General features: G+C 49.4%; 17 protein-coding genes. 15 read left to right on the forward strand and 2 right to left on the reverse strand.

The annotated features are described in order from the left end of the window. Positions 1-4: 4 nt before the first annotated feature. Entirely contained in the window at positions 5-805 is an 801-nt protein-coding gene (gene lgt / locus BUQ98_RS00075) for a prolipoprotein diacylglyceryl transferase (RefSeq protein WP_074211932.1), read from the forward strand. 106 nt (positions 806-911) lie between these two features. Beyond that, positions 912-1,751 (forward strand): thymidylate synthase, encoded by an 840-nt coding sequence (locus BUQ98_RS00080; RefSeq protein WP_074211933.1) that lies wholly within the window; start codon positions 912-914, stop codon positions 1,749-1,751. 102 nt (positions 1,752-1,853) lie between these two features. On the opposite strand, the gene BUQ98_RS00085 is transcribed toward BUQ98_RS00080, so the two are convergent. After that, positions 1,854-3,002 carry a Na/Pi symporter gene (locus tag BUQ98_RS00085; RefSeq protein ID WP_074211934.1) on the reverse strand — a complete coding sequence of 383 codons (1,149 nt, stop codon included), beginning with the start codon at positions 3,000-3,002 and terminating at the stop codon, positions 1,854-1,856. Between the two features lie 415 nt (positions 3,003-3,417). Here BUQ98_RS00085 and nhaA point away from each other — a divergent pair, with 415 nt between their 5' ends. The 4 genes from nhaA (at position 3,418) to BUQ98_RS00105 (ending at position 6,203) form a co-directional block, all read left to right on the forward strand. Then, positions 3,418-4,623 (forward strand): Na+/H+ antiporter NhaA, encoded by a 1,206-nt coding sequence (gene nhaA / locus BUQ98_RS00090; RefSeq protein ID WP_074211935.1) that lies wholly within the window; start codon positions 3,418-3,420, stop codon positions 4,621-4,623. Further along, positions 4,592-4,864: a hypothetical protein gene (locus BUQ98_RS00095; protein ID WP_074211936.1), complete on the forward strand. Its 273-nt coding sequence runs from the start codon at positions 4,592-4,594 to the stop codon at positions 4,862-4,864. Before nhaA ends, BUQ98_RS00095 begins: the two co-directional genes overlap by 32 nt. A gap of 72 nt (positions 4,865-4,936) precedes the next feature. Then, positions 4,937-5,830, forward strand: a complete 894-nt coding sequence (nhaR, locus tag BUQ98_RS00100) for a transcriptional activator NhaR (RefSeq protein WP_074211937.1) — start codon at positions 4,937-4,939, stop codon at positions 5,828-5,830. 67 nt (positions 5,831-5,897) lie between these two features. Further along, positions 5,898-6,203, forward strand: a complete 306-nt coding sequence (locus BUQ98_RS00105) for an ArsR/SmtB family transcription factor (RefSeq protein ID WP_074211938.1) — start codon at positions 5,898-5,900, stop codon at positions 6,201-6,203. 84 nt (positions 6,204-6,287) lie between these two features. Here the strand turns inward: BUQ98_RS00105 and rpsT are convergent, their stop codons facing one another. After that, the gene (gene rpsT / locus BUQ98_RS00110) at positions 6,288-6,548 is read right to left on the reverse strand and encodes a 30S ribosomal protein S20 (RefSeq protein ID WP_074211939.1); all 261 of its coding nucleotides are present in this window, start codon (positions 6,546-6,548) and stop codon (positions 6,288-6,290) included. Between the two features lie 286 nt (positions 6,549-6,834). Here rpsT and murJ point away from each other — a divergent pair, with 286 nt between their 5' ends. The 9 genes from murJ (at position 6,835) to carB (ending at position 20,030) form a co-directional block, all read left to right on the forward strand. Then, complete coding sequence (murJ, locus tag BUQ98_RS00115; RefSeq protein ID WP_074211940.1) at positions 6,835-8,406, forward strand: murein biosynthesis integral membrane protein MurJ; 1,572 nt, start codon at positions 6,835-6,837, stop codon at positions 8,404-8,406. 91 nt (positions 8,407-8,497) lie between these two features. Continuing rightward, a complete protein-coding gene (gene ribF, locus BUQ98_RS00120) occupies positions 8,498-9,439 on the forward strand; it encodes a bifunctional riboflavin kinase/FAD synthetase (protein WP_074211941.1) in 942 nt (313 codons plus the stop codon). Between the two features lie 30 nt (positions 9,440-9,469). After that, positions 9,470-12,295, forward strand: a complete 2,826-nt coding sequence (gene ileS / locus BUQ98_RS00125; protein WP_074211942.1) for an isoleucine--tRNA ligase — start codon at positions 9,470-9,472, stop codon at positions 12,293-12,295. After that, complete coding sequence (gene lspA, locus BUQ98_RS00130; protein WP_074211943.1) at positions 12,295-12,798, forward strand: signal peptidase II; 504 nt, start codon at positions 12,295-12,297, stop codon at positions 12,796-12,798. The genes ileS and lspA overlap by 1 nt, the downstream gene beginning before the upstream one ends. 49 nt (positions 12,799-12,847) lie before the next feature. Then, positions 12,848-13,279, forward strand: coding sequence for an FKBP-type peptidyl-prolyl cis-trans isomerase (gene fkpB / locus BUQ98_RS00135; protein WP_074211944.1), 432 nt, complete (start codon positions 12,848-12,850; stop codon positions 13,277-13,279). A gap of 9 nt (positions 13,280-13,288) precedes the next feature. Next, complete coding sequence (gene ispH, locus BUQ98_RS00140) at positions 13,289-14,233, forward strand: 4-hydroxy-3-methylbut-2-enyl diphosphate reductase (protein ID WP_074211945.1); 945 nt, start codon at positions 13,289-13,291, stop codon at positions 14,231-14,233. Between the two features lie 134 nt (positions 14,234-14,367). Then, a complete protein-coding gene (gene dapB, locus BUQ98_RS00145; RefSeq protein ID WP_074211946.1) occupies positions 14,368-15,171 on the forward strand; it encodes a 4-hydroxy-tetrahydrodipicolinate reductase in 804 nt (267 codons plus the stop codon). Positions 15,172-15,647: 476 nt separating this feature from the next. Then, positions 15,648-16,787, forward strand: coding sequence for a glutamine-hydrolyzing carbamoyl-phosphate synthase small subunit (carA, locus tag BUQ98_RS00150; protein ID WP_074211947.1), 1,140 nt, complete (start codon positions 15,648-15,650; stop codon positions 16,785-16,787). A 15-nt stretch (positions 16,788-16,802) separates the two neighbouring features. Next, complete coding sequence (gene carB, locus BUQ98_RS00155) at positions 16,803-20,030, forward strand: carbamoyl-phosphate synthase large subunit (RefSeq protein WP_074211948.1); 3,228 nt, start codon at positions 16,803-16,805, stop codon at positions 20,028-20,030. The last annotated feature ends 24 nt before the right edge of the window (positions 20,031-20,054 follow it).

The raw sequence follows: 20,054 nt of genomic DNA on the forward strand, positions 1-20,054 counted from the left end.
ATTCATGGCTGAAGGTTATCTCACCTTTCCGTCAATCGACCCGATATTAATCGAGTTGGGCCCTATCGCTGTACGTTGGTACGGCTTGATGTATTTATTGGGGTTTGTCTTTGCCTTGTGGCTAGCCAACCATCGTGCGGCAAAACCGAACAGTGGTTGGAGCAAAGAAGAAGTGAGCGATCTCCTCTTTGCTGGCTTTTTGGGCGTTGTCCTCGGGGGGCGTATTGGTTATGTGCTTTTCTATCAATTTGATGCTTTTCTTGCCGACCCCCTGTTCTTATTCAAAGTGTGGACAGGAGGCATGTCTTTTCACGGTGGCCTGCTGGGCGTGATCACCGCGATGGCATGGTATGCGCGTAAAACACAACGCCACTTTTTTACCGTTGCTGATTTTATTGCGCCATTAGTGCCATTTGGGCTCGGCGCGGGTCGTTTAGGGAATTTCATGAACGGTGAACTTTGGGGACGCGTTACGGATGTGCCTTGGGCGATGGTGTTTCCTTCCGGCGGACCTTGGCCTCGTCATCCCTCACAGCTCTATGAATTTGCGCTCGAGGGCGTCGCGTTGTTTGTGATCCTTAATCTCTATATCAAAAAATCGCGGCCGATGGGGGCGGTGTCAGGATTGTTCTTAGCCGGTTATGGCACCTTCCGCTTCATGGTGGAGTACTTCCGTGAGCCAGATGCACATCTTGGACTGTTTGGTGACTTGTTCAGCATGGGGCAGCTTTTGTCATTGCCAATGATTATCATCGGTCTCTTAATGATGGGGTGGGCTTACCGTCGAGCCTCAGCGCAAGCTTAGTCGATGACACAGTGATCATGTAAGTTGATTGCGGTATAGTAGGTATTATTACACCAAGGCACCCCAGCGGTGCCTTTTGTTCGTTTGGTCAAAGGTAGGAAACACTATGAAGCAGTATCAGGCGTTGATGCAGGATATTCTCGATAACGGGACGGATAGAGGGGATCGCACTGGTGTCGGAACCCGATCGATATTTGGACGCCAACTACGGTTCGACCTTGCTGAGGGCTTTCCACTGCTAACGACCAAAAAACTCTATACCCGAGCGATTATCCATGAGCTTTTGTGGTTCCTTAACGGCGAGACCAACATTCAATACTTGCAAGACAATAAGGTACGTATTTGGGATGAATGGGCCACAGAGGAAGGGGATCTAGGTCCTGTCTATGGGGCTCAGTGGCGTTCATGGGCCTGCCCTGATGGGTCGACGGTCGATCAGATTGAGCAGCTGATTGAGCAAATAAAAGCCAAACCCAACTCTCGTCGTCATATTATTACCGCGTGGAACCCCGCTGATTTGCCTGATGAGTCTGTTAGCCCCTCAGAGAACGCTGAACAAGGCAAGATGGCCTTAGCCCCTTGTCATTGCTTGTTCCAGTTCTATGTGGCCGATGGGAAGCTCTCATGCCAGCTTTATCAACGCAGTGCCGACTACTTCTTGGGCGTACCATTCAATATTGCCAGCTATGCATTGTTTACCCATATGGTTGCGCAGCAGTGTGGTTTAGAGGTGGGGGACTTTGTGCACACCTTTGGTGATGTGCACCTTTATCATAACCATCTGACTGATGAGATTGTCCATGAACAACTAAAGCGTGCGCCGCGTTCATTGCCAACATTGACGATCAAACGTAAGCCTGCATCTATCTTTGATTATAAAATTGATGACTTTGAGATTGAAGGCTACGACCCGCATCCAACGATTAAAGCGCCGATTGCTATTTAATACGCGTGAACAAGGCAGGAACGGTGAAGGTGTAAGTGAGTCCGTTTCAACAAAAAACGCAGCCAAATGGCTGCGTTTTTTTATTGCTATCTGAAATCTAGTTTATTGTGACAAGAACACGATGCAGCCTGGAATAACCACAAAGACCAAGCTGATATAGACGAGCACGGCCATTTTCGATTTGGCTGCCATTTTGCCCAGCAAGTCTGCACCTTTGAGCGGTAATTCGCGTAAAAACGGAATCCCGAAGATAAGCGCGGTGGCTAGGATATTAAAACAAAGGTGCACTAACGCAATTTGCAGAGCAAAGATGGCGAACTCACCGGTGACTGCCGTGGCGGCTAGCAACGCAGTGATACAAGTACCAATGTTCGCCCCTAGCGTAAATGGATAAATATCACGAACCTTTAGGACGCCCGAACCAACCAAAGGCACCATCAAGCTGGTGGTGGTTGATGAAGACTGTACAAGGACGGTCACGATAGAGCCTGAAAAAATGCCGTGTAATGGACCGCGGCCAATCGCATTTTTCAGCATATCTTTAGCCCGACCGACCATCAGCTTCTTCATCACTTTACCCATGATGGTAATGGCGATAACGATAGTGGTAATCCCCATTGCAATCATGATAGCACCGCCAATGTTGCCAGGTAGGGCTGCTTCAAGGGGCGATTGCACCGCATTAACAACAGGCTTGGTCAGTGGCTTAACAAAATTCAAGCCTTTGATGCTCATGTCGTTCGTTTGTGCCAATGGCGATACCAGCCATTCTGATATTTTATTTAGCAGTCCAAAGGCCATTTCCATAGGCAAGAAGATCGCCACCGCAAACAGGTTGAAGAAGTCATGAACAGTGGCACAGCTAAATGCACGACTAAACTCTACTTTACAGCGGGCGTGTCCCAAACTCACGATAGTGTTAGTGACAGAGGTACCCACGTTGGCCCCCATCACCATAGGGATCGCCGCTTCAACGGGTAAGCCGCCAGCGACTAAGCCGACTATAATGGATGTTACTGTGCTTGAGGACTGGATTAATGCAGTGGCAACGATACCAATCATTAAGCCCGCTACGGGGTGGGAAGCAAACGCAAAAAGCGTCTTCGCTTCGTCACCAACGGCCCATTTGAAGCCACTTCCTACCATGGCGACAGCCACTAATAGGAGGTAAAGCATGACGGCAAGCTTAGTCCAACGGAGCCAATTTGAGGAGCTCTGGGTTGCCTCTACCGCTGTAGCGTGGGGAGTCATAAGATATCTCCGTGACAGTTCGATGTCAGTTTAGTGTCAAAGCAAAATCTGTGGCGATAGTAAAAAGGTAATATTTCAGAAATATGACACTAATACTGCAGTGATTTGAAAATACGATCTGGACGAGGTTATCCCCCCATTGAGTACTTGTTAGCTCTCTGATTCTAGGTACTATTTGCGTCAGTATGCGGGGAAGAAAAAAACTGAGAAAAAATGTAACAGCAGGCCTCTAATCGACACTATGCTAGACAGAGGCATTAAGTCAGGTTAAAAGACGTAGACTACGAATAAATCAGTGGTAAATTAGTTTTAATATCGGTTTTTCCGATGTTTATTATCAGAACAAACGATTTTTCTAAAAGTGGTCTGGCTGACTAGACTACGGGAATCCACTTTTTTTGTATGGAGTGCTTAAATGACTGATGTCATTCGTCAGTTTCTGAAAATGGAATCCGCAGGAGGTATTGTGCTGATTATAGCGGCGGTGTTAGCGATGTTCGTAGCGAACTCGGACTTACAGCCTTTATATGACAGCACGCTTCATACCTATGTAGCCGGTTTATCGATTGGCCATTGGGTCAACGATGGCTTGATGGTGATTTTTTTCCTGCTGATTGGTTTAGAAGTGAAACGCGAGTTGGTCCAAGGTGCCCTAAACTCGAAAGATAAGGCCACGTTCCCTGCGGTTGCAGCGGTCGGTGGTATGCTTGCGCCAGCATTGGTTTATTTGGCGTTCAACTGGGGCGATCCATTGGCGGTGTCCGGTTGGGCGATTCCAGCCGCGACCGATATTGCGTTTGCGCTGGGTGTTTTAGCTTTATTAGGTAATCGCGTACCGCTTGCCCTTAAAGTTTTCTTGCTCGCGCTAGCGATCATTGATGATCTTGGTGTGATAGTGATCATCGCACTGTTTTACAGCAGTGATTTGTCAGTGGTTGCCTTGGCGTCGGCCTTTGTGGCTACAGTGGTACTCGTTGTGATGAACATGCGCAAAGTCACCAGTATTCCAGCGTATATCGTGGTTGGGTTGATTTTGTGGTTTAGCGTATTGCAATCAGGCGTTCACGCTACTCTTGCCGGTGTCGTGCTTGGCTTTGCGATTCCACTTAAAGGTAAAACGGATAATGATCCGTCGCCATTGAAAAAAATGGAGCACGCCCTGCATCCTTATGTCTCGTATTTGATACTTCCTATTTTTGCGTTTGCGAATGCTGGGGTGTCACTGGATGGCGTATCACTGGCAAACTTGACTGAAATGCTGCCGTTGGGTATCGCGTTAGGGCTGTTGATTGGTAAACCCCTTGGGATTTTCACCTTCAGTTGGGCATCGGTGAAGTTGGGCATTGCTAAGCTCCCTGCACGGGTTAACTTCACGCACATCTTTGCGGTGTCAGTGCTTTGTGGTATTGGCTTCACGATGTCTATTTTCATCTCCTCACTGGCGTTTGTTGGTGTGAATGGCGAATTCGTCACACTCTCCCGCCTCGGTATCTTGATAGGATCGACTATCGCTGCCGTGATCGGTTACGTGGTGTTGCACTTTGCACTGCCGCCCGCCAGCGCGCTTGCAGATGAACAAGGAGACGAATATGAAAAAGGTGACACTAGCATTGATTACTAGCTTGGTAGGCGTCACTGGCTCTGCCATGGCGGCTAACCAAGAGATGTATTGCCACGGGGATAAAGATAACAGTGATGTTTGCCAAGCTTATCTAGCGGGGGTCGCCGCCGGAAAAGAGATGGTGGCTTCAAAGGAAGAAGACAGGACCCCTGAGGCATCCAGCTTTTCTGAGCGAGCGCTAGAACATCGAGCGGGTGAGCGAGTTAGAAAGCCACTCGATAAAGATGATGTAAAAAGCTAAATCGCGTATTGTTCTTGAAGGCGCCAGAGGGGCAGCGTAAGCTGCTCGTCTGGCGTTTTTTTATCAATCAGCATGGCACATCTTAACTATAACCACCTTTATTATTTCTGGATGGTCTGTAAGCAAGGCTCTATTACACAAGGCGCCGATAAACTTTGCTTAACGCCACAAACCGTTACTGGACAAGTCCGGGCCCTTGAACAGCGCCTCAATGGCAAGTTAACCAAACGAAATGGACGTTATGTTGAGCCCACTGAGCTTGGTCAATTGGTCTTTCAATACGCCGATCGTATGTTTGGTCTGAGCTATGAAATGCTGGATATCGTTAACTACAGCCAACAAGAAAACATCTTGTTTGATGTGGGAGTTGCCGATGCATTATCTAAGCGCCTTGTCAGTCAGGTTTTGCTGCATGCCGTTCCTAAAGATAATGCGATTCACCTACGTTGCTTCGAATCAACCCACGAAATGCTGCTTGAACAGCTCTCTGAGCATAAACTCGACATGATCCTTTCTGATTGTCCAGTAGATTCAACCCAGCAGGCAGGGCTGTTTAGCGTTAAGCTTGGTGAAAGTAGCATGAGTCTTTATTCATCTAACCCGGCAGAGCCTCCTGACGTCCCCCTACCGATACGCTTAGCGACGCAAAAAATATTGATGCCGAGTAAAGCGACCGCAATGGGACGAAAGCTAACGCAGTGGTTCGATCAGCAGGGAATTGTGCCGAATATTTTGGGGGAGTTTGACGACTCTGCATTAATGAAAGCGTTCGGGATTAGCCACCAAGCACTATTTATTGCGCCCACAACCTATGCAGAAGAAGTGACGCGTTTAGGTCAGGCGATACAAATTACTGAGCTCAGTGCGGTAAAAGAGGAGTATTACGTGATCTTTGCAGAGCGTATGATTCAGCACTCCGCTGTTAAGCGGATTTGTGAGGCAGATTACAGCCACTTATTTGTTTAGTTACAAGCTGACATAAAGATCGTGCTAGACTCGTGGCTATTGAGTACTAACTGATGATGGAAGTTGAATGGATTTAGCCCGCATGCAGCAGAATGGGCCGAAGGCAGTCAACCTGCTTAAAGCCATGGCCAATGAAAAGCGCCTGTTCATTTTGTGTTATTTGCTACAAGGTGAATTATCGGTTGGGCAGTTAGTGGAGCGAGTGCCGTTGAGCCAGTCAGCCCTGTCTCAGCATCTTGCTTGGCTACGTAAAGATGGTCTAGTCGCAACACGCAAAGAGGCACAGACGGTGTATTATTCACTGAAAAGTGAAGAAGTGGTCGCGGTTATCCAGCTTTTACACGATCTTTATTGCCGCGAGACGGTAAGCTAAGGCAGTACAATATTGCCAGTAAAGACAAACAATAAAAAAACCGGCCGAAGCCGGTTTTTTTTATCTCTATACAAGAAGCAATATTTACAGCGCTTTAATTTGTGCTGCGAATGTTGCTTTGTAACGAGCGGCTTTATTCTTGTGGATCAGGCCTTTGGTGCCTGAACGATCAAGAATAGGCTGAACTTGTGCAAAAGCAGCAGTGGCCGCTTCTTTGTCGCCTGCAGCAATTGCTGAAGCAGTTTTCTTCATGTAGGTGCGCATCATAGAGCGACGGCTTGCATTGTGCTGGCGGCGCTTCTCAGATTGGATCGCACGCTTCTTAGCAGATTTGATATTCGCCAAGGGTCTAACTCCCAAATCTTTTTGTTCGGTGACATTTCAAGGCGGAGGACTATGCCTCTTTTTGCCTCTATTGTCAATTCATTTGTGCAAAGATCCGCCGCTCCAAGGTTGTATTGGCGCTGCGGGGTTATCACAGTTAATATGGCGACTAATTCTATCAGTATTTCAGCCCCAACGTCACCTATAATTCCATTTCTTCTCTGCATGGGCGGGTTGCCTAAGCGATATAGAAGAAAATAACGCGTGACAGTGACGCGCAACGGGCACGTGTTTTCAAGAGGTAACCGTGAGTAAGCGACTTTTACGTTCTGGGCTCATTGTGAGTGCCATGACATTGGTGTCCCGCGTTTTAGGGTTGGTTCGCGATGTGGTCATCGCCAATCTCATGGGGGCTGGTGCGGCCGCCGATGTGTTTTTCTTTGCTAATAAAATCCCTAATTTTCTTCGCCGCCTATTTGCGGAGGGAGCCTTTTCGCAAGCGTTTGTACCTGTGCTTACCGAATACCAAGCGCTGGATAAAAACGACAGTGCGCGTACGCACTCACGTGAACTGGTCGCGAATGTGGTTGGTACCCTCGGTGGGTTGGTCACCATCGTCACATTGCTCGGGGTCATTGGATCCCCGGTTTTGGCTGCTTTGTTTGGTACAGGATGGTTTGTTGATTGGCTAGACGGGCACCCGGATGGTGCAAAGTTTGAGCTGGCCAGCTTGATGCTGAAAATCACCTTTCCTTATTTATGGTTTATTACCTTTGTGGCTTTGTCGGGGGCCATCCTTAATACGCTAAATAAATTTGCTGTCTCCAGCTTTACCCCTGTTTTTTTAAACATAGCGATTATTGCGGCTGCGATAGGCTTGTCCCCGCATTTGGCACAACCTGAAATTGGTCTGGCGATCGGGGTGTTTGCCGGTGGAGTGGTCCAACTTTTATTTCAACTGCCTTTTTTATCGCAAGAAGGAATGTTGGTGAGGCCCAAATGGGGCTGGCAGCATCCTGGTGTGGTCAAGATTCGACAGCTGATGATCCCTGCGTTATTCGGGGTTTCTGTCAGCCAGATTAACCTCTTATTTGATACCTTTATCGCCAGTTTTCTGATGACTGGCTCAATCAGTTGGCTGTATTACTCCGATAGGCTGCTTGAGTTTCCATTGGGCCTATTTGGCATTGCAATTGCTACTGTCATTCTGCCTGCTTTATCTCAAAAGCACGTTGATCAATCCCCTAAACAGTTTGCTGCTACCATGGACTGGGGGGTGCGTATGGTCTTGTTGCTCGGGGTTCCGGCGATGGCAGGACTGATTGTGTTGGCAAAACCGATGTTAATGGTGCTATTTATGCGTGGGGAGTTCGGGGTCCCGGATGTCCAAGCGGCGAGTTTATCTTTGGTTGCCTATGCGTGCGGCTTGGTGAACTTCATGGTGATCAAGGTGCTTGCGCCAGGCTACTATGCGCGTCAAGATACGAAAACGCCGGTTAAGTATGGTGTGGTGGCCATGGTGAGCAATATGGTGTTTAATGCGATTTTTGCCTACTTCTTCAGCTATGTTGGTCTGGCAATAGCAACGGCTCTGTCTGCACTGATTAATGCGGGTCTACTCTATCAAGGCTTACATCGTCGCCATATTTACCGCCTGTCTCAATCGACATTAACGTTTATTCTTAAATTGCTCGTCGCCGTGAGTGTGATGGTCGTTGGGCTATATGTGCTCATGCCAAGCTTGTCGCAATGGGTCGCTATGTCATTATTTTCACGCAGTGTTAGCTTGGCTGGCTGCATTATTGGCGGAGGAGCGCTCTATCTGGTCACCGCGGTGCTATGCGGTGTGAGGTTGGGTGATATCCGTCATCGAGGATGATGGCAAGCGCGGAATATCAATCCAGGGCTGATTGCCAGCGCTGACTAGTATATAATCCGCCAGTTTTTACAGTTCAAATAGTCAGCAGGCGATGGAATTAATTCGAGGTATCCACAATATCCGGGCGCAACACCGAGACTGTGTACTGACCATTGGTAACTTTGATGGTGTCCACCTCGGGCATCAAGCTGTGTTGTGTCGAGTGGTTGAAAAAGCCAGAGCCCTCAATTTGCCTGCGACTGTTATGTTGTTCGAGCCACAACCTCTCGAGTTGTTTCAAGGTGAGCAAGCCCCAGCGCGTTTATCGCGATTGCGGGATAAATACACCCAGCTCGCCAAATTAGGTATCGACAGACTTTTATGCGTGAACTTTACGCCTGCATTTGCGGCCATGAGCCCTGATGCCTTTGTTGACCGCTTGTTGGTCAATCAATTGGGTGTTAAGTTTCTGGTAGTCGGTGACGATTTTCGCTTTGGCCTTAAGCGTGCCGGCGACTTCTCACGTTTAGAGCAAGCGGGAAGAGAGCATCACTTTGAGGTAGTCAGTACTAAGAGCTTCTGTGTCAGTGATCAACGCGTGAGTAGCACGGCGATCCGCGATGCGCTTTCTGCGGGTAAACTGGATGTCGCCGCCGACATGCTGGGACGTCCTTATAGTATTTGTGGGCGAGTTGCTCATGGGCAGAAGCTCGGACGCACAATCGGTTTTCCGACTGCGAATGTATTACTGAAGCGTCGAGTCTCCCCGGTCTCTGGTGTTTACGTTGTCACCGTGACGGGGGCCATCGCAGGACAATCTTTACCGGGCGTCGCGAATGTGGGGAATCGGCCCACGGTGAATGGCTCCCGCCAGCAATTAGAAGTTCACCTATTCGATCAAACGATCGACCTATATGGCAAACAATTAGAAGTGAGCTTATTGCACAAATTGCGTGATGAAACCAAATTCGCGTCAGTAGATGCGTTAAAAATGCAAATTCAACGAGATGCATCAGCCGCGCGTGCGTGGTTGGCTGATGGCAATAATGTCTAGAGTGTAACCTCCATACGGAATCGATAATCAATGAGTGACTACAAAGATACCTTAAACCTGCCGGAAACAGCCTTTCCGATGCGAGGTAATCTTGCTAAGCGCGAGCCCGATATGCTCAAGCGTTGGTATGATGACGATCTTTACGGTGCAATCCGTCAAGCGAAGCAAGGCAAAAAAACATTTATTTTGCATGATGGTCCCCCGTACGCGAACGGCAACATTCATATTGGTCACTCTGTTAATAAAATTCTCAAAGACATTATTATTAAATCGAAAACACTGGCGGACTATGACGCACCGTATGTCCCTGGTTGGGATTGCCACGGTCTGCCGATTGAGTTGATGGTCGAGAAAAAGGTGGGCAAGCCGGGTCAAAAGATCTCTACCGCCGAATTTCGTGAAAAATGTCGCGAGTATGCCGCTAAGCAAGTGGAAGGCCAAAAGGCTGATTTTAAACGCCTAGGCGTGTTGGGTGAGTGGGATAAACCTTACCTGACGATGGATTTTAATACCGAAGCGAGCATTATTCGCGCGCTGGGTAAAATCGCCAGTAATGGCCATTTGCATAAGGGCTTTAAGCCAGTGCATTGGTGTACAGACTGTGGTTCGGCGCTTGCCGAAGCCGAAGTTGAGTACCAAGACAAGACCTCACCGTCGATAGATGTCACATTCCGAGCCGTTGATGAGCAGGCATTGGTCAATGTATTTACCCTAGCGGGCGATCATCAAGGGGAAGGCCCCGTGTCAGCGGTGATCTGGACCACCACTCCTTGGACCTTGCCTGCGAACCGTGCTGTCGCGGTGGCGGCGGACTTGGAGTATGTCTTAGTACAGGTTGAAGGCGATCAGCCTCAGCGTTTAATTCTTGCCGCAGAGCTGGCAAAAGATGTGATGGATCGCGCGGGCATTGAGCACTACCACAACCTTGGTTTCTGTAAAGGTGAAGCGCTTGAGCTGCAACGCGTGCAGCATCCTTTTTACGATTTTGATGTGCCAGTAATCCTTGGCGAACACGTCACCACCGAGTCCGGTACTGGTGTGGTGCACACCGCACCTGGGCATGGTCAAGAAGACTTTGTGGTGGGGCAGAAATACGATCTTGAAGTAGCAAACCCGGTTGGCAGTAATGGTGTTTATCTGCCAGATACGCCACTGTTTGCGGGTCAACATGTGTTTAAAGCCAACGACAGTGTGATTGAAGCGCTCAAAACACACGGTGCGCTGCTGCATCATCATGCGTATGAGCACAGCTATCCACATTGCTGGCGCCACAAAACCCCCATCATTTTCCGTGCGACCCCACAGTGGTTTATTGCCATGGACAAAGCGGGCCTGCGTAACAAAGCGTTGCAAGAGATCAAGAACGTTGAATGGATCCCTGATTGGGGTCAAAGCCGCATTGAATCCATGGTTGAAGGGCGTCCAGACTGGTGTATCTCTCGTCAGCGGACTTGGGGCGTGCCCATCGCCCTTTTTGTTCACAAAGAAACCTCAGAGCTGCACCCTGATACGCTGAACCTGATTGAACAAGTGGCTCAGCGTGTGGAAAAAGCCGGTATTCAAGCGTGGTGGGATTTGGATCTCAATGATCTACTGGGCGACGACGCTGACCAGTACGAGAAAGTACTGGATACGCTAGATGTGTGGTTTGACTCTGGCGCGACGCATTATGCCGTGGTTAACCAGCGAGAAGAGTTTAACGGCCAAGAAGCCGATATGTATTTGGAAGGCTCAGATCAACACCGTGGCTGGTTCCAATCGTCGCTGATGACATCGGTCGCAATTAAAGGAAAGGCCCCGTATCGCAAAGTGCTGACTCATGGTTTCACCGTTGACGGCAAAGGCCGCAAGATGTCGAAATCTTTGGGGAACACGATCGCGCCGCAAGACGTGATGAACAAGCTGGGTGCCGATATTCTGCGTTTGTGGGTGGCATCGACCGATTATACCGGCGAAATTAGTGTCTCGGATGAAATTCTGAAACGCAGTGCTGATGCTTATCGTCGTATTCGTAACACCTCGCGCTTCTTGTTGGCGAACTTACACGGTTTTGATCCAAACACCGATCTTGTTGCTGCGGAAGACTTGGTGGCCGTCGACCGCTGGGCGGTAGGACGTGCACTCGAAGCGCAGCAAGAAATCACAGCGGCGTATGACGCGTGCAACTTCCACCAAGTGACTCAACGTTTGATGCAATTCTGCTCAATCGAGATGGGATCGTTCTACCTCGATATCATCAAGGATCGTCAGTACACCGCGAAAGCGGGCAGCCATGCACACCGTAGCTGCCAAACGGCTTTGTTCCACATTGTGGAAGCGCTTGTGCGTTGGATGGCGCCTATCATGTCATTCACGGCGGACGAAATCTGGAATGAAATGCCAGGTGAGCGCAACCCGTTTGTCTTTACTGAAGTATGGTACGACGGTCTGTTTGATCTTGAAGAAAATGCGGTACTGAATCAGGCTTTCTGGGCGAAATTGCTCGATGTGCGCGATGCGGTTAACAAAACCCTCGAACATGCGCGTAACGAGAAAGTGATCGGTGGCTCACTTGAGGCGGAAGTAACGCTTTATGCACCAGCAGACTTTGCGGAAAAACTCCGTTTAATGGGCGATGAACTTCGCTTTGTACTGCTGACCTCGCAAGCGACTGTGGTCTCCGGCGACGCACCGGCTTCAGCGACGCAAACCGATGTAGACGGCTTGGCGGTTGAGGTGAGTGCATCAGCTGCGGCGAAATGCGAGCGTTGTTGGCATCACGTTGCAGATGTTGGCACCATTGCTGGCCATGAAGAGATCTGTGGCCGTTGTGTGACCAATATTGCAGGAGAAGGCGAAACTCGCCAATTTGCGTGATGCAGACTCTTTCACTCTCACAATCAGGATGGCGCTGGCTTTGGCTAGCGCCGCTGGTATTCGCTCTCGATATCGGCAGCAAATGGCTGGTGATGCAAACCATGGAGTATGGATTTGCTAATCGGATTGAACTGTTGCCCTTTTTTAATCTTACTTACGTGCATAATCACGGTGCGGCGTTTAGCTTTCTCAGTGATGCGGGGGGCTGGCAACGTTGGTTATTCAGTGTGATTGCGCTAGGGGTGAGCGGATTACTTGCGTATTGGATGCGGATCACATCGGCAGGTAAACGGCTGATTAATATTGCCTATGCGATGATCATTGGCGGAGCCTTGGGCAATCTGTTTGACCGGCTTGTTCATGGCTATGTGATTGATTTTTTAGATTTTTACATTGGCACGTCGCATTGGCCAGCGTTTAATCTGGCCGATTCGGCAATCTGTTTGGGAGCCGCCTTAGTGATTGTAGAGAGTTTTCGCCACGATCAGTCATCGACCAAGTAAGGGTGATGCGTACATATTACCCGACAGACACTTTCTATAAGGACGAACAATGAAAGCGATCAGTGCCTCTAGCGAAGTCATCATGCATTTTACCATCAAGCTTGAAGATGGTTCGGTGGCCGATACAACACACAATGCGGGTAAACCCGCGAAACTGGTCATGGGTGATGGTAGCTTGACGGATAACTTCGAAACCTGCTTATTGGGGTTAAAAGAAGGGGCATCGAGCAGTTTTACATTAGCGCCTGATGATGCCTTTGGTCAGCCAAATCCCGACAATATCCATCATATGGATCGCCGACATTTTGGTGGAGATACGCCAGCAGAAGAAGGCGCGATTATTGCGTTTAGTGGCCCTCAAGGGCAAGAGATTCCAGGCATTGTAACCGCTGTTACTGGCGACTCAGTGACGGTTGATTTTAATCACCCCTTGGCCGGGAAAACCGTCATTTTTGACGTTGAAATTATAAGTGTGCAATAAGGCGTAGTCATGAAGATCTTACTTGCGAACCCCCGTGGCTTTTGTGCGGGTGTTGACCGTGCAATCAGTATTGTCGAGCGTGCGCTGGAAATCTATCAGCCGCCCATTTATGTCCGTCATGAAGTGGTACATAACCGCTTTGTGGTGGAAGGCTTAAAACAGCGTGGCGCAATCTTTGTTGAGCAGATCAGCGAAGTACCCGATGACAATATTGTCATCTTCTCTGCGCACGGCGTCTCTCAGGCCGTGCGCAACGAAGCCAAGTCACGTCAATTAACCGTGTTTGATGCCACCTGTCCGTTAGTGACCAAGGTGCATATGGAAGTCGCCCGCGCCAGCCGTAAAAATATGGAAGTGGTATTGATTGGCCATGCTGGCCATCCGGAAGTGGAAGGCACCATGGGGCAATACGCCAGTGAAACCGGCGGTATGTATTTAGTCGAAACGCCCGAAGATGTGTATACCCTTGAGGTGAACGATCCGGATAACCTGCATTACGTCAGTCAAACCACGCTATCGGTCGATGAAACCGCGGACGTGATTGATACTCTGCGTAAGGTATTTCCTAATATCCAAGGGCCACGTAAAGATGACATCTGTTACGCCACGCAGAATCGTCAAGACGCCGTGCGCGATCTGGCGCAAAGTTGCGATGTCATGGTGGTGGTCGGCTCGAAAAATAGCTCTAATTCTAATCGCTTGCGAGAGCTATCAGAAAAACTGGGTACGCCAGGTTATTTAACCGATACCGCAGAAGATATCGACCCGGTCTGGTTTGAAGGCAAGCAGACGGTTGGGATCACCGCCGGTGCTTCGGCGCCAGAAGAGTTGGTGGATCAAATTATTGAACGCATCAAACAGCTAGGCGCGAAAGAGGTTGAGAACCTCGTGGGCCGTGAAGAAAACATGTTCTTTGAAGTGCCGAAAGAGTTACAAATTCGAGAAGTCACCTAAAGTGATGACCGGTTGAAAAAGGGAAGCGAAGGCTTCCTTTTTTTTCGCCAATATACAAGCGCGAGGGAACGCGCTAGAGTGGTGGATTACGATCAAGGAGCCAGTGTACTGGCAGAGTGACAAAGGGGAAAATCATGGTACGTATTGCCATTGCAGGCGCGGCTGGACGTATGGGCCGAAACCTCATTCAAGCGGTTGCGCAGTCTTCTGGAGCGACACTGGGCGCGGCGAGTGAGCGTCCTGAGTCAAGCCTCGTGGGAACCGATGCCGGCGAGCTCGCGGGCATTGGCCGTTTGGGGGTTCACGTGGTGGACGATCTTACCAAAGTTAGTGATGACTTCGATGTTATTATCGATTTTACGGCCCCCTCGGCCACCATGGCGAATTTGGCGTTATGCCAGCAAAAAAATAAGCAGTTGGTCATTGGCACCACGGGCTTTGATGACGAACAAAAGCACGCCATCCAAGAGGCTGCCTCGTCGACGGCATTGGTCATGGCGCCAAACTATAGTGTGGGTGTGAACCTTGTCTTCAAGTTGCTGGAGCAAGCCGCCAAGGTGATGGGAGAGGAGTGCGACATTGAAATTGTAGAAGCACACCACCGTCACAAAGTCGATGCGCCATCAGGGACTGCACTTGGAATGGGTGAGGCGATCGCCGGAGCGATGGGCAATAACTTGAGTGATGTGGCGGTTTATGCACGTGAAGGGATCACCGGAGAGCGTCGCCGTGACGAAATTGGCTTTGCCACCCTGAGGGCAGGCGATATTGTGGGTGAGCATACTGCCATGTTTGCTGATATTGGTGAGCGGGTTGAAATTACCCATAAAGCCTCTAACCGCAACACCTTTGCCAAAGGGGCGGTGCGGGCTGCGGTATGGCTTAACCAGTATCAATCGGGCTTTTATACCATGCAAGATGTACTCGATTTAAAATAATTATTCATCGCGCTTCGGCGCGATGTTTTTTTTCGGCCTTGTTCATTTCCGCTCATCTTCCCTTCCTTTTCGCCTTTTATCGCTTTTAAAACTGTCTTTTATCTACTGTTGGGTGCAATTTTGCGAACATTCGTGGTTTATAAGCAATAAACGATTAAAGGTAAACGTTTGCTATCTTATTTTGATATTCATGGCCTGATCAAGGAAGACAAAGTCGTCATATTCACAGGTTTGGAGGTTTTTCATACCGAAACAGCCATTAAAGCTGTGCTTTATGGCGACTTGAGTCCGTGTTTTTATTGAGAGGCTAATAAAAGAAGGGCAAAAGATAAGGTTTGATTGACAGCTCCTTCGCTCGCCCCTAGAATGCGCGCAATTTGTCAAAATTCAGCTTGACGTGGGTTTTGATCTTAGATGGAATACGTGAATGCAACGTTAGTCGTAAAAAGTGCATTTCTATATAACTGGAGGTTGTCTTGAGCAAGTTTGCGCTCTTAGTCCTAGAAGATGGGACAGTGTTCCACGGTACCCCGATCGGCGCTGATGGCACCGCGGTGGGAGAAGTGGTTTTCAATACCTCGATGACGGGGTATCAAGAAATATTAACCGACCCCTCTTATTCCCGTCAGATAGTCACCCTTACTTACCCCCATATAGGCAATACCGGCACCAATTCCGAAGACGAAGAATCCTCCCAAATTCATGCCCAAGGCCTCGTCATTCGTGATCTTCCCCTGTTAGCCAGCAACTTCCGCAATCAACAATCCCTTTCTGATTACCTCAAACAGCACAACATTCTCGGCATTGCCGATATTGATACGCGTAAACTCACGCGCTTGTTGCGGGAAAAGGGGACGCAGAATGGCTGTATCGTTGCAGGTGACAGTGTCGATGAAGCCTTGGCACTTGCGAAAGCGCAAGATTTCCCTGGTTTGAAGGGAATGGATTTAGCTAAAGCGGTAACGACACCTGATAGCTATAGCTGGACCCAGGGCTCGTGGCAACTGCATCAGGGGCTGCCTGAGGCGGTTGCTGAGAATGATTTGCCATACCATGTGGTCGCTTACGATTTTGGTGCCAAGCGCAATATTTTGCGTATGTTGGTCGACCGAGGTTGTCGTTTGACAGTCGTGCCTGCTACCACGCCAGCTGACGACGTGTTAGCGATGAACCCGGATGGCGTTTTCTTATCTAACGGCCCCGGCGATCCGGCGCCGTGTGATTACGCGATTGAAGCGACTCGCACTTTCTTGTTAGAAGGTTTGCCTTTGTTTGGTATTTGTCTTGGCCATCAAATCTTAGCCCTCGCCAGTGGGGCGAACACGATTAAGATGAAGTTTGGTCATCACGGGGCCAATCATCCAGTCAAAGATCTGGACCGTGGTGTGGTGATGATCACTAGCCAAAACCACGGGTTTGCGGCGGATAAGGACAGTTTGCCTGACACCTTACGTGCCACCCATGTGTCGTTGTTTGATGGTAGCTTGCAAGGCATTCATCATACCGAAAAGCCGGCGTTCAGTTTTCAGGGGCACCCTGAAGCCAGCCCAGGACCGCATGATGCAGCCCCACTTTTCGATCACTTCATTGACCTAATCAAACAACATCGCGCCTAATCGGAGTCGTTGAGCATGCCAAAACGTACAGACATAAAAAGCATTCTTATCCTGGGCGCAGGCCCGATTATTATCGGACAAGCCTGTGAATTTGATTACTCAGGGGCGCAAGCGTGTAAAGCGCTGAGAGAGGAAGGTTATCGTGTCATTCTGGTGAACTCGAACCCCGCGACCATTATGACAGATCCTGACATGGCCGACGCGACCTACATTGAGCCCATTCAATGGCAGGTGGTTAAACATATTATCGAGAAAGAACGCCCTGATGCCGTATTACCCACCATGGGCGGTCAAACGGGTCTTAATTGTGCGCTGGATCTGGAGCGTCATGGTGTCCTTGCTGAATTTAATGTCGAAATGATTGGCGCGACAGCGGATGCGATTGACAAAGCAGAAGATAGACATCGTTTTGATGATGCTATGCAGCGGATCGGCTTAGACTGTCCACGAGCAGGGTTTGCCCATAGTATAGATGAGGCCCATCAGGTACTCGATGATGTGGGCTTTCCTTGTATTATTCGCCCCTCGTTTACCATGGGCGGTACCGGTGGTGGGATTGCGTACAACCTGGAAGAGTTTAAAGAGATTTGCGAGCGCGGACTCGATTTATCTCCTACCAATGAGCTGTTAATTGACGAGTCTTTGATTGGTTGGAAAGAGTATGAAATGGAAGTGGTGCGGGATAAAAATGACAACTGCATCATTGTCTGTTCGATTGAAAACTTTGATGCGATGGGTGTCCACACTGGCGATTCGATTACCGTTGCGCCAGCTCAAACCCTGACCGATAAAGAATATCAACTAATGCGCAACGCCTCTCTGGCGGTACTGAGAGAAATTGGTGTCGAAACGGGTGGCTCTAACGTTCAGTTTGGTATTAACCCTAAAAACGGCCGCATGGTGATCATTGAAATGAACCCGCGCGTGTCACGCTCCTCGGCATTGGCATCAAAAGCAACCGGTTTTCCGATCGCAAAAGTGGCTGCTAAGTTAGCCGTGGGCTTTACCCTCGACGAATTGATGAACGATATCACCGGGGGAGCGACTCCTGCCTCGTTTGAGCCAACCATTGATTACGTGGTGACGAAAATTCCACGGTTTAACTTTGAGAAATTCGCCGGGGCCAATGATCGACTCACGACCCAAATGAAGTCGGTTGGTGAGGTGATGGCGATTGGTCGTAACCAGCAAGAGTCACTACAAAAAGCGTTACGCGGCCTCGAAGTCGGCGCATCCGGCTTTGATGAGAGGGTAAACCTAGATGACGATACCGCCCTGACTCAGATCCGCCATGAGCTAAAAGAGCCGGGTGCCGAGCGGATTTGGTATATTGCCGATGCGTTTCGTGCGGGAATGTCTGTCGATGGTGTCTTCAACCTCACCAATATCGACCGCTGGTTCCTTGTTCAGATAGAAGACATTGTCAAACATGAGCAACAGGTTCGTGATTATGGTTTTGCAGGGCTGAATGAAACGGCCTTAAGGCAATTGAAACGTAAAGGCTTCTCTGATGTTCGCTTAGCAAACTTGCTGGGAGTCTCAGAAATTGAAGTCCGTAAGTTGCGTGATAAATTTAATATTCATCCGGTCTACAAGCGAGTCGATACGTGTGCGGCTGAGTTTTCTTCTGATACCGCGTATATGTATTCAAGTTACGACGATGAGTGCGAATCGCAACCGACAGATAAAAAGAAAATCATGGTCATCGGTGGCGGGCCTAACCGAATTGGACAAGGGATCGAATTCGATTATTGCTGCGTACATGCCTCGTTGGCACTGCGAGAAGACGGGTATGAAACCATCATGGTTAACTGTAACCCTGAAACCGTGTCAACTGACTACGATACCTCCGACCGTCTCTACTTTGAGCCAATAACCTTGGAAGATGTGCTGGCGATTGTCCGGGTTGAAAACCCTGAAGGTGTGATTGTGCAATATGGTGGTCAAACGCCATTGAAATTGGCTCGTGCGCTAGAAGCGGCCGGTGTGCCGATTATTGGCACCAGCCCAGATGCGATTGACCGAGCAGAAGACCGTGAACGTTTTCAAGATGCGGTGCAGCGCTTAGGCTTAAAGCAGCCTGAGAATGCGACGGTCACGGCCCTAGAGCAAGCGGTTGAAAAAGCAAAGGAAATCGGATATCCCCTGGTGGTTCGTCCGTCTTATGTTCTGGGCGGTCGCGCCATGGAAATTGTTTACGACGAGACGGATTTACGTCGCTATTTTAATGAAGCCGTGAGTGTCTCTCATGAATCACCGGTACTGTTGGATCACTTCCTTGATGATGCGACGGAAGTGGATATTGATGCGGTGTGCGATGGTGAAACCGCGGTCATTGGTGGCATCATGGAGCACATTGAGCAAGCAGGGGTGCACTCTGGTGATTCGGCGTGTTCATTGCCCGCATATACGCTTAGTGATGATGTCCAAGATCGCATGCGTGAGCAGGTGCGTAAGTTAGCGCTTGAGCTCGGAGTACGGGGATTAGTCAACACGCAGTTTGCGGTGAAAGATGATGAGATTTATCTGATTGAGGTTAACCCTCGGGCTGCACGAACTGTTCCGTTTGTGTCTAAAGCGACCGGTGTTCCATTGGCAAAAATTGCCGCGCGTGTAATGGCAGGGCAGTCGTTGGCAGAGCAGGGATTCGTTAAAGAAGTGATCCCGCCTTACTACTCGGTTAAAGAGGTGGTGCTTCCATTCAACAAATTCCCGGGCGTGGATCCACTACTGGGCCCAGAAATGCGCTCAACCGGCGAGGTTATGGGAGTCGGGGATACGTTCGCGGAGGCGTTCGCCAAAGCCGACCTCGCATGTGGTAAAGCGTATAGCGAAAGTGGGCGCGCGTTATTATCGGTACGCAATAACGATAAGCAGCGAGTGGTTGACTTAGCAGCGAAACTACTAAAACTAGGGTTCGAGCTTGATGCCACTCATGGTACCGCGGTGATCCTCGGTGAAGCGGGCATTAATCCTCGCTTGGTGAATAAGGTGCACGAAGGTCGTCCTCATATTCTCGACCGGATCAAAAATGGTGAGTACAGTTACATCGTTAACACCACCGAAGGTCGTCAAGCGATTGAGGATTCGAAAGTACTGCGTCGTGGCGCACTGGCAGCGAAGGTGAATTATACCACCACGTTGAATGCAGCGTTTGCAACGTGCATGGCATTGACCGCTGCCGACATGCGTAAAGTCAATGCGGTACAATCGTTGCACGCTCGAGTGCTAACTGCCTCCTAATACGTAAGTCGTCACATAGATTTG

Source organism: Salinivibrio sp. ES.052 (genome assembly GCF_900141775.1).
Classification (GTDB): Bacteria; Pseudomonadota; Gammaproteobacteria; order Enterobacterales; family Vibrionaceae; genus Salinivibrio.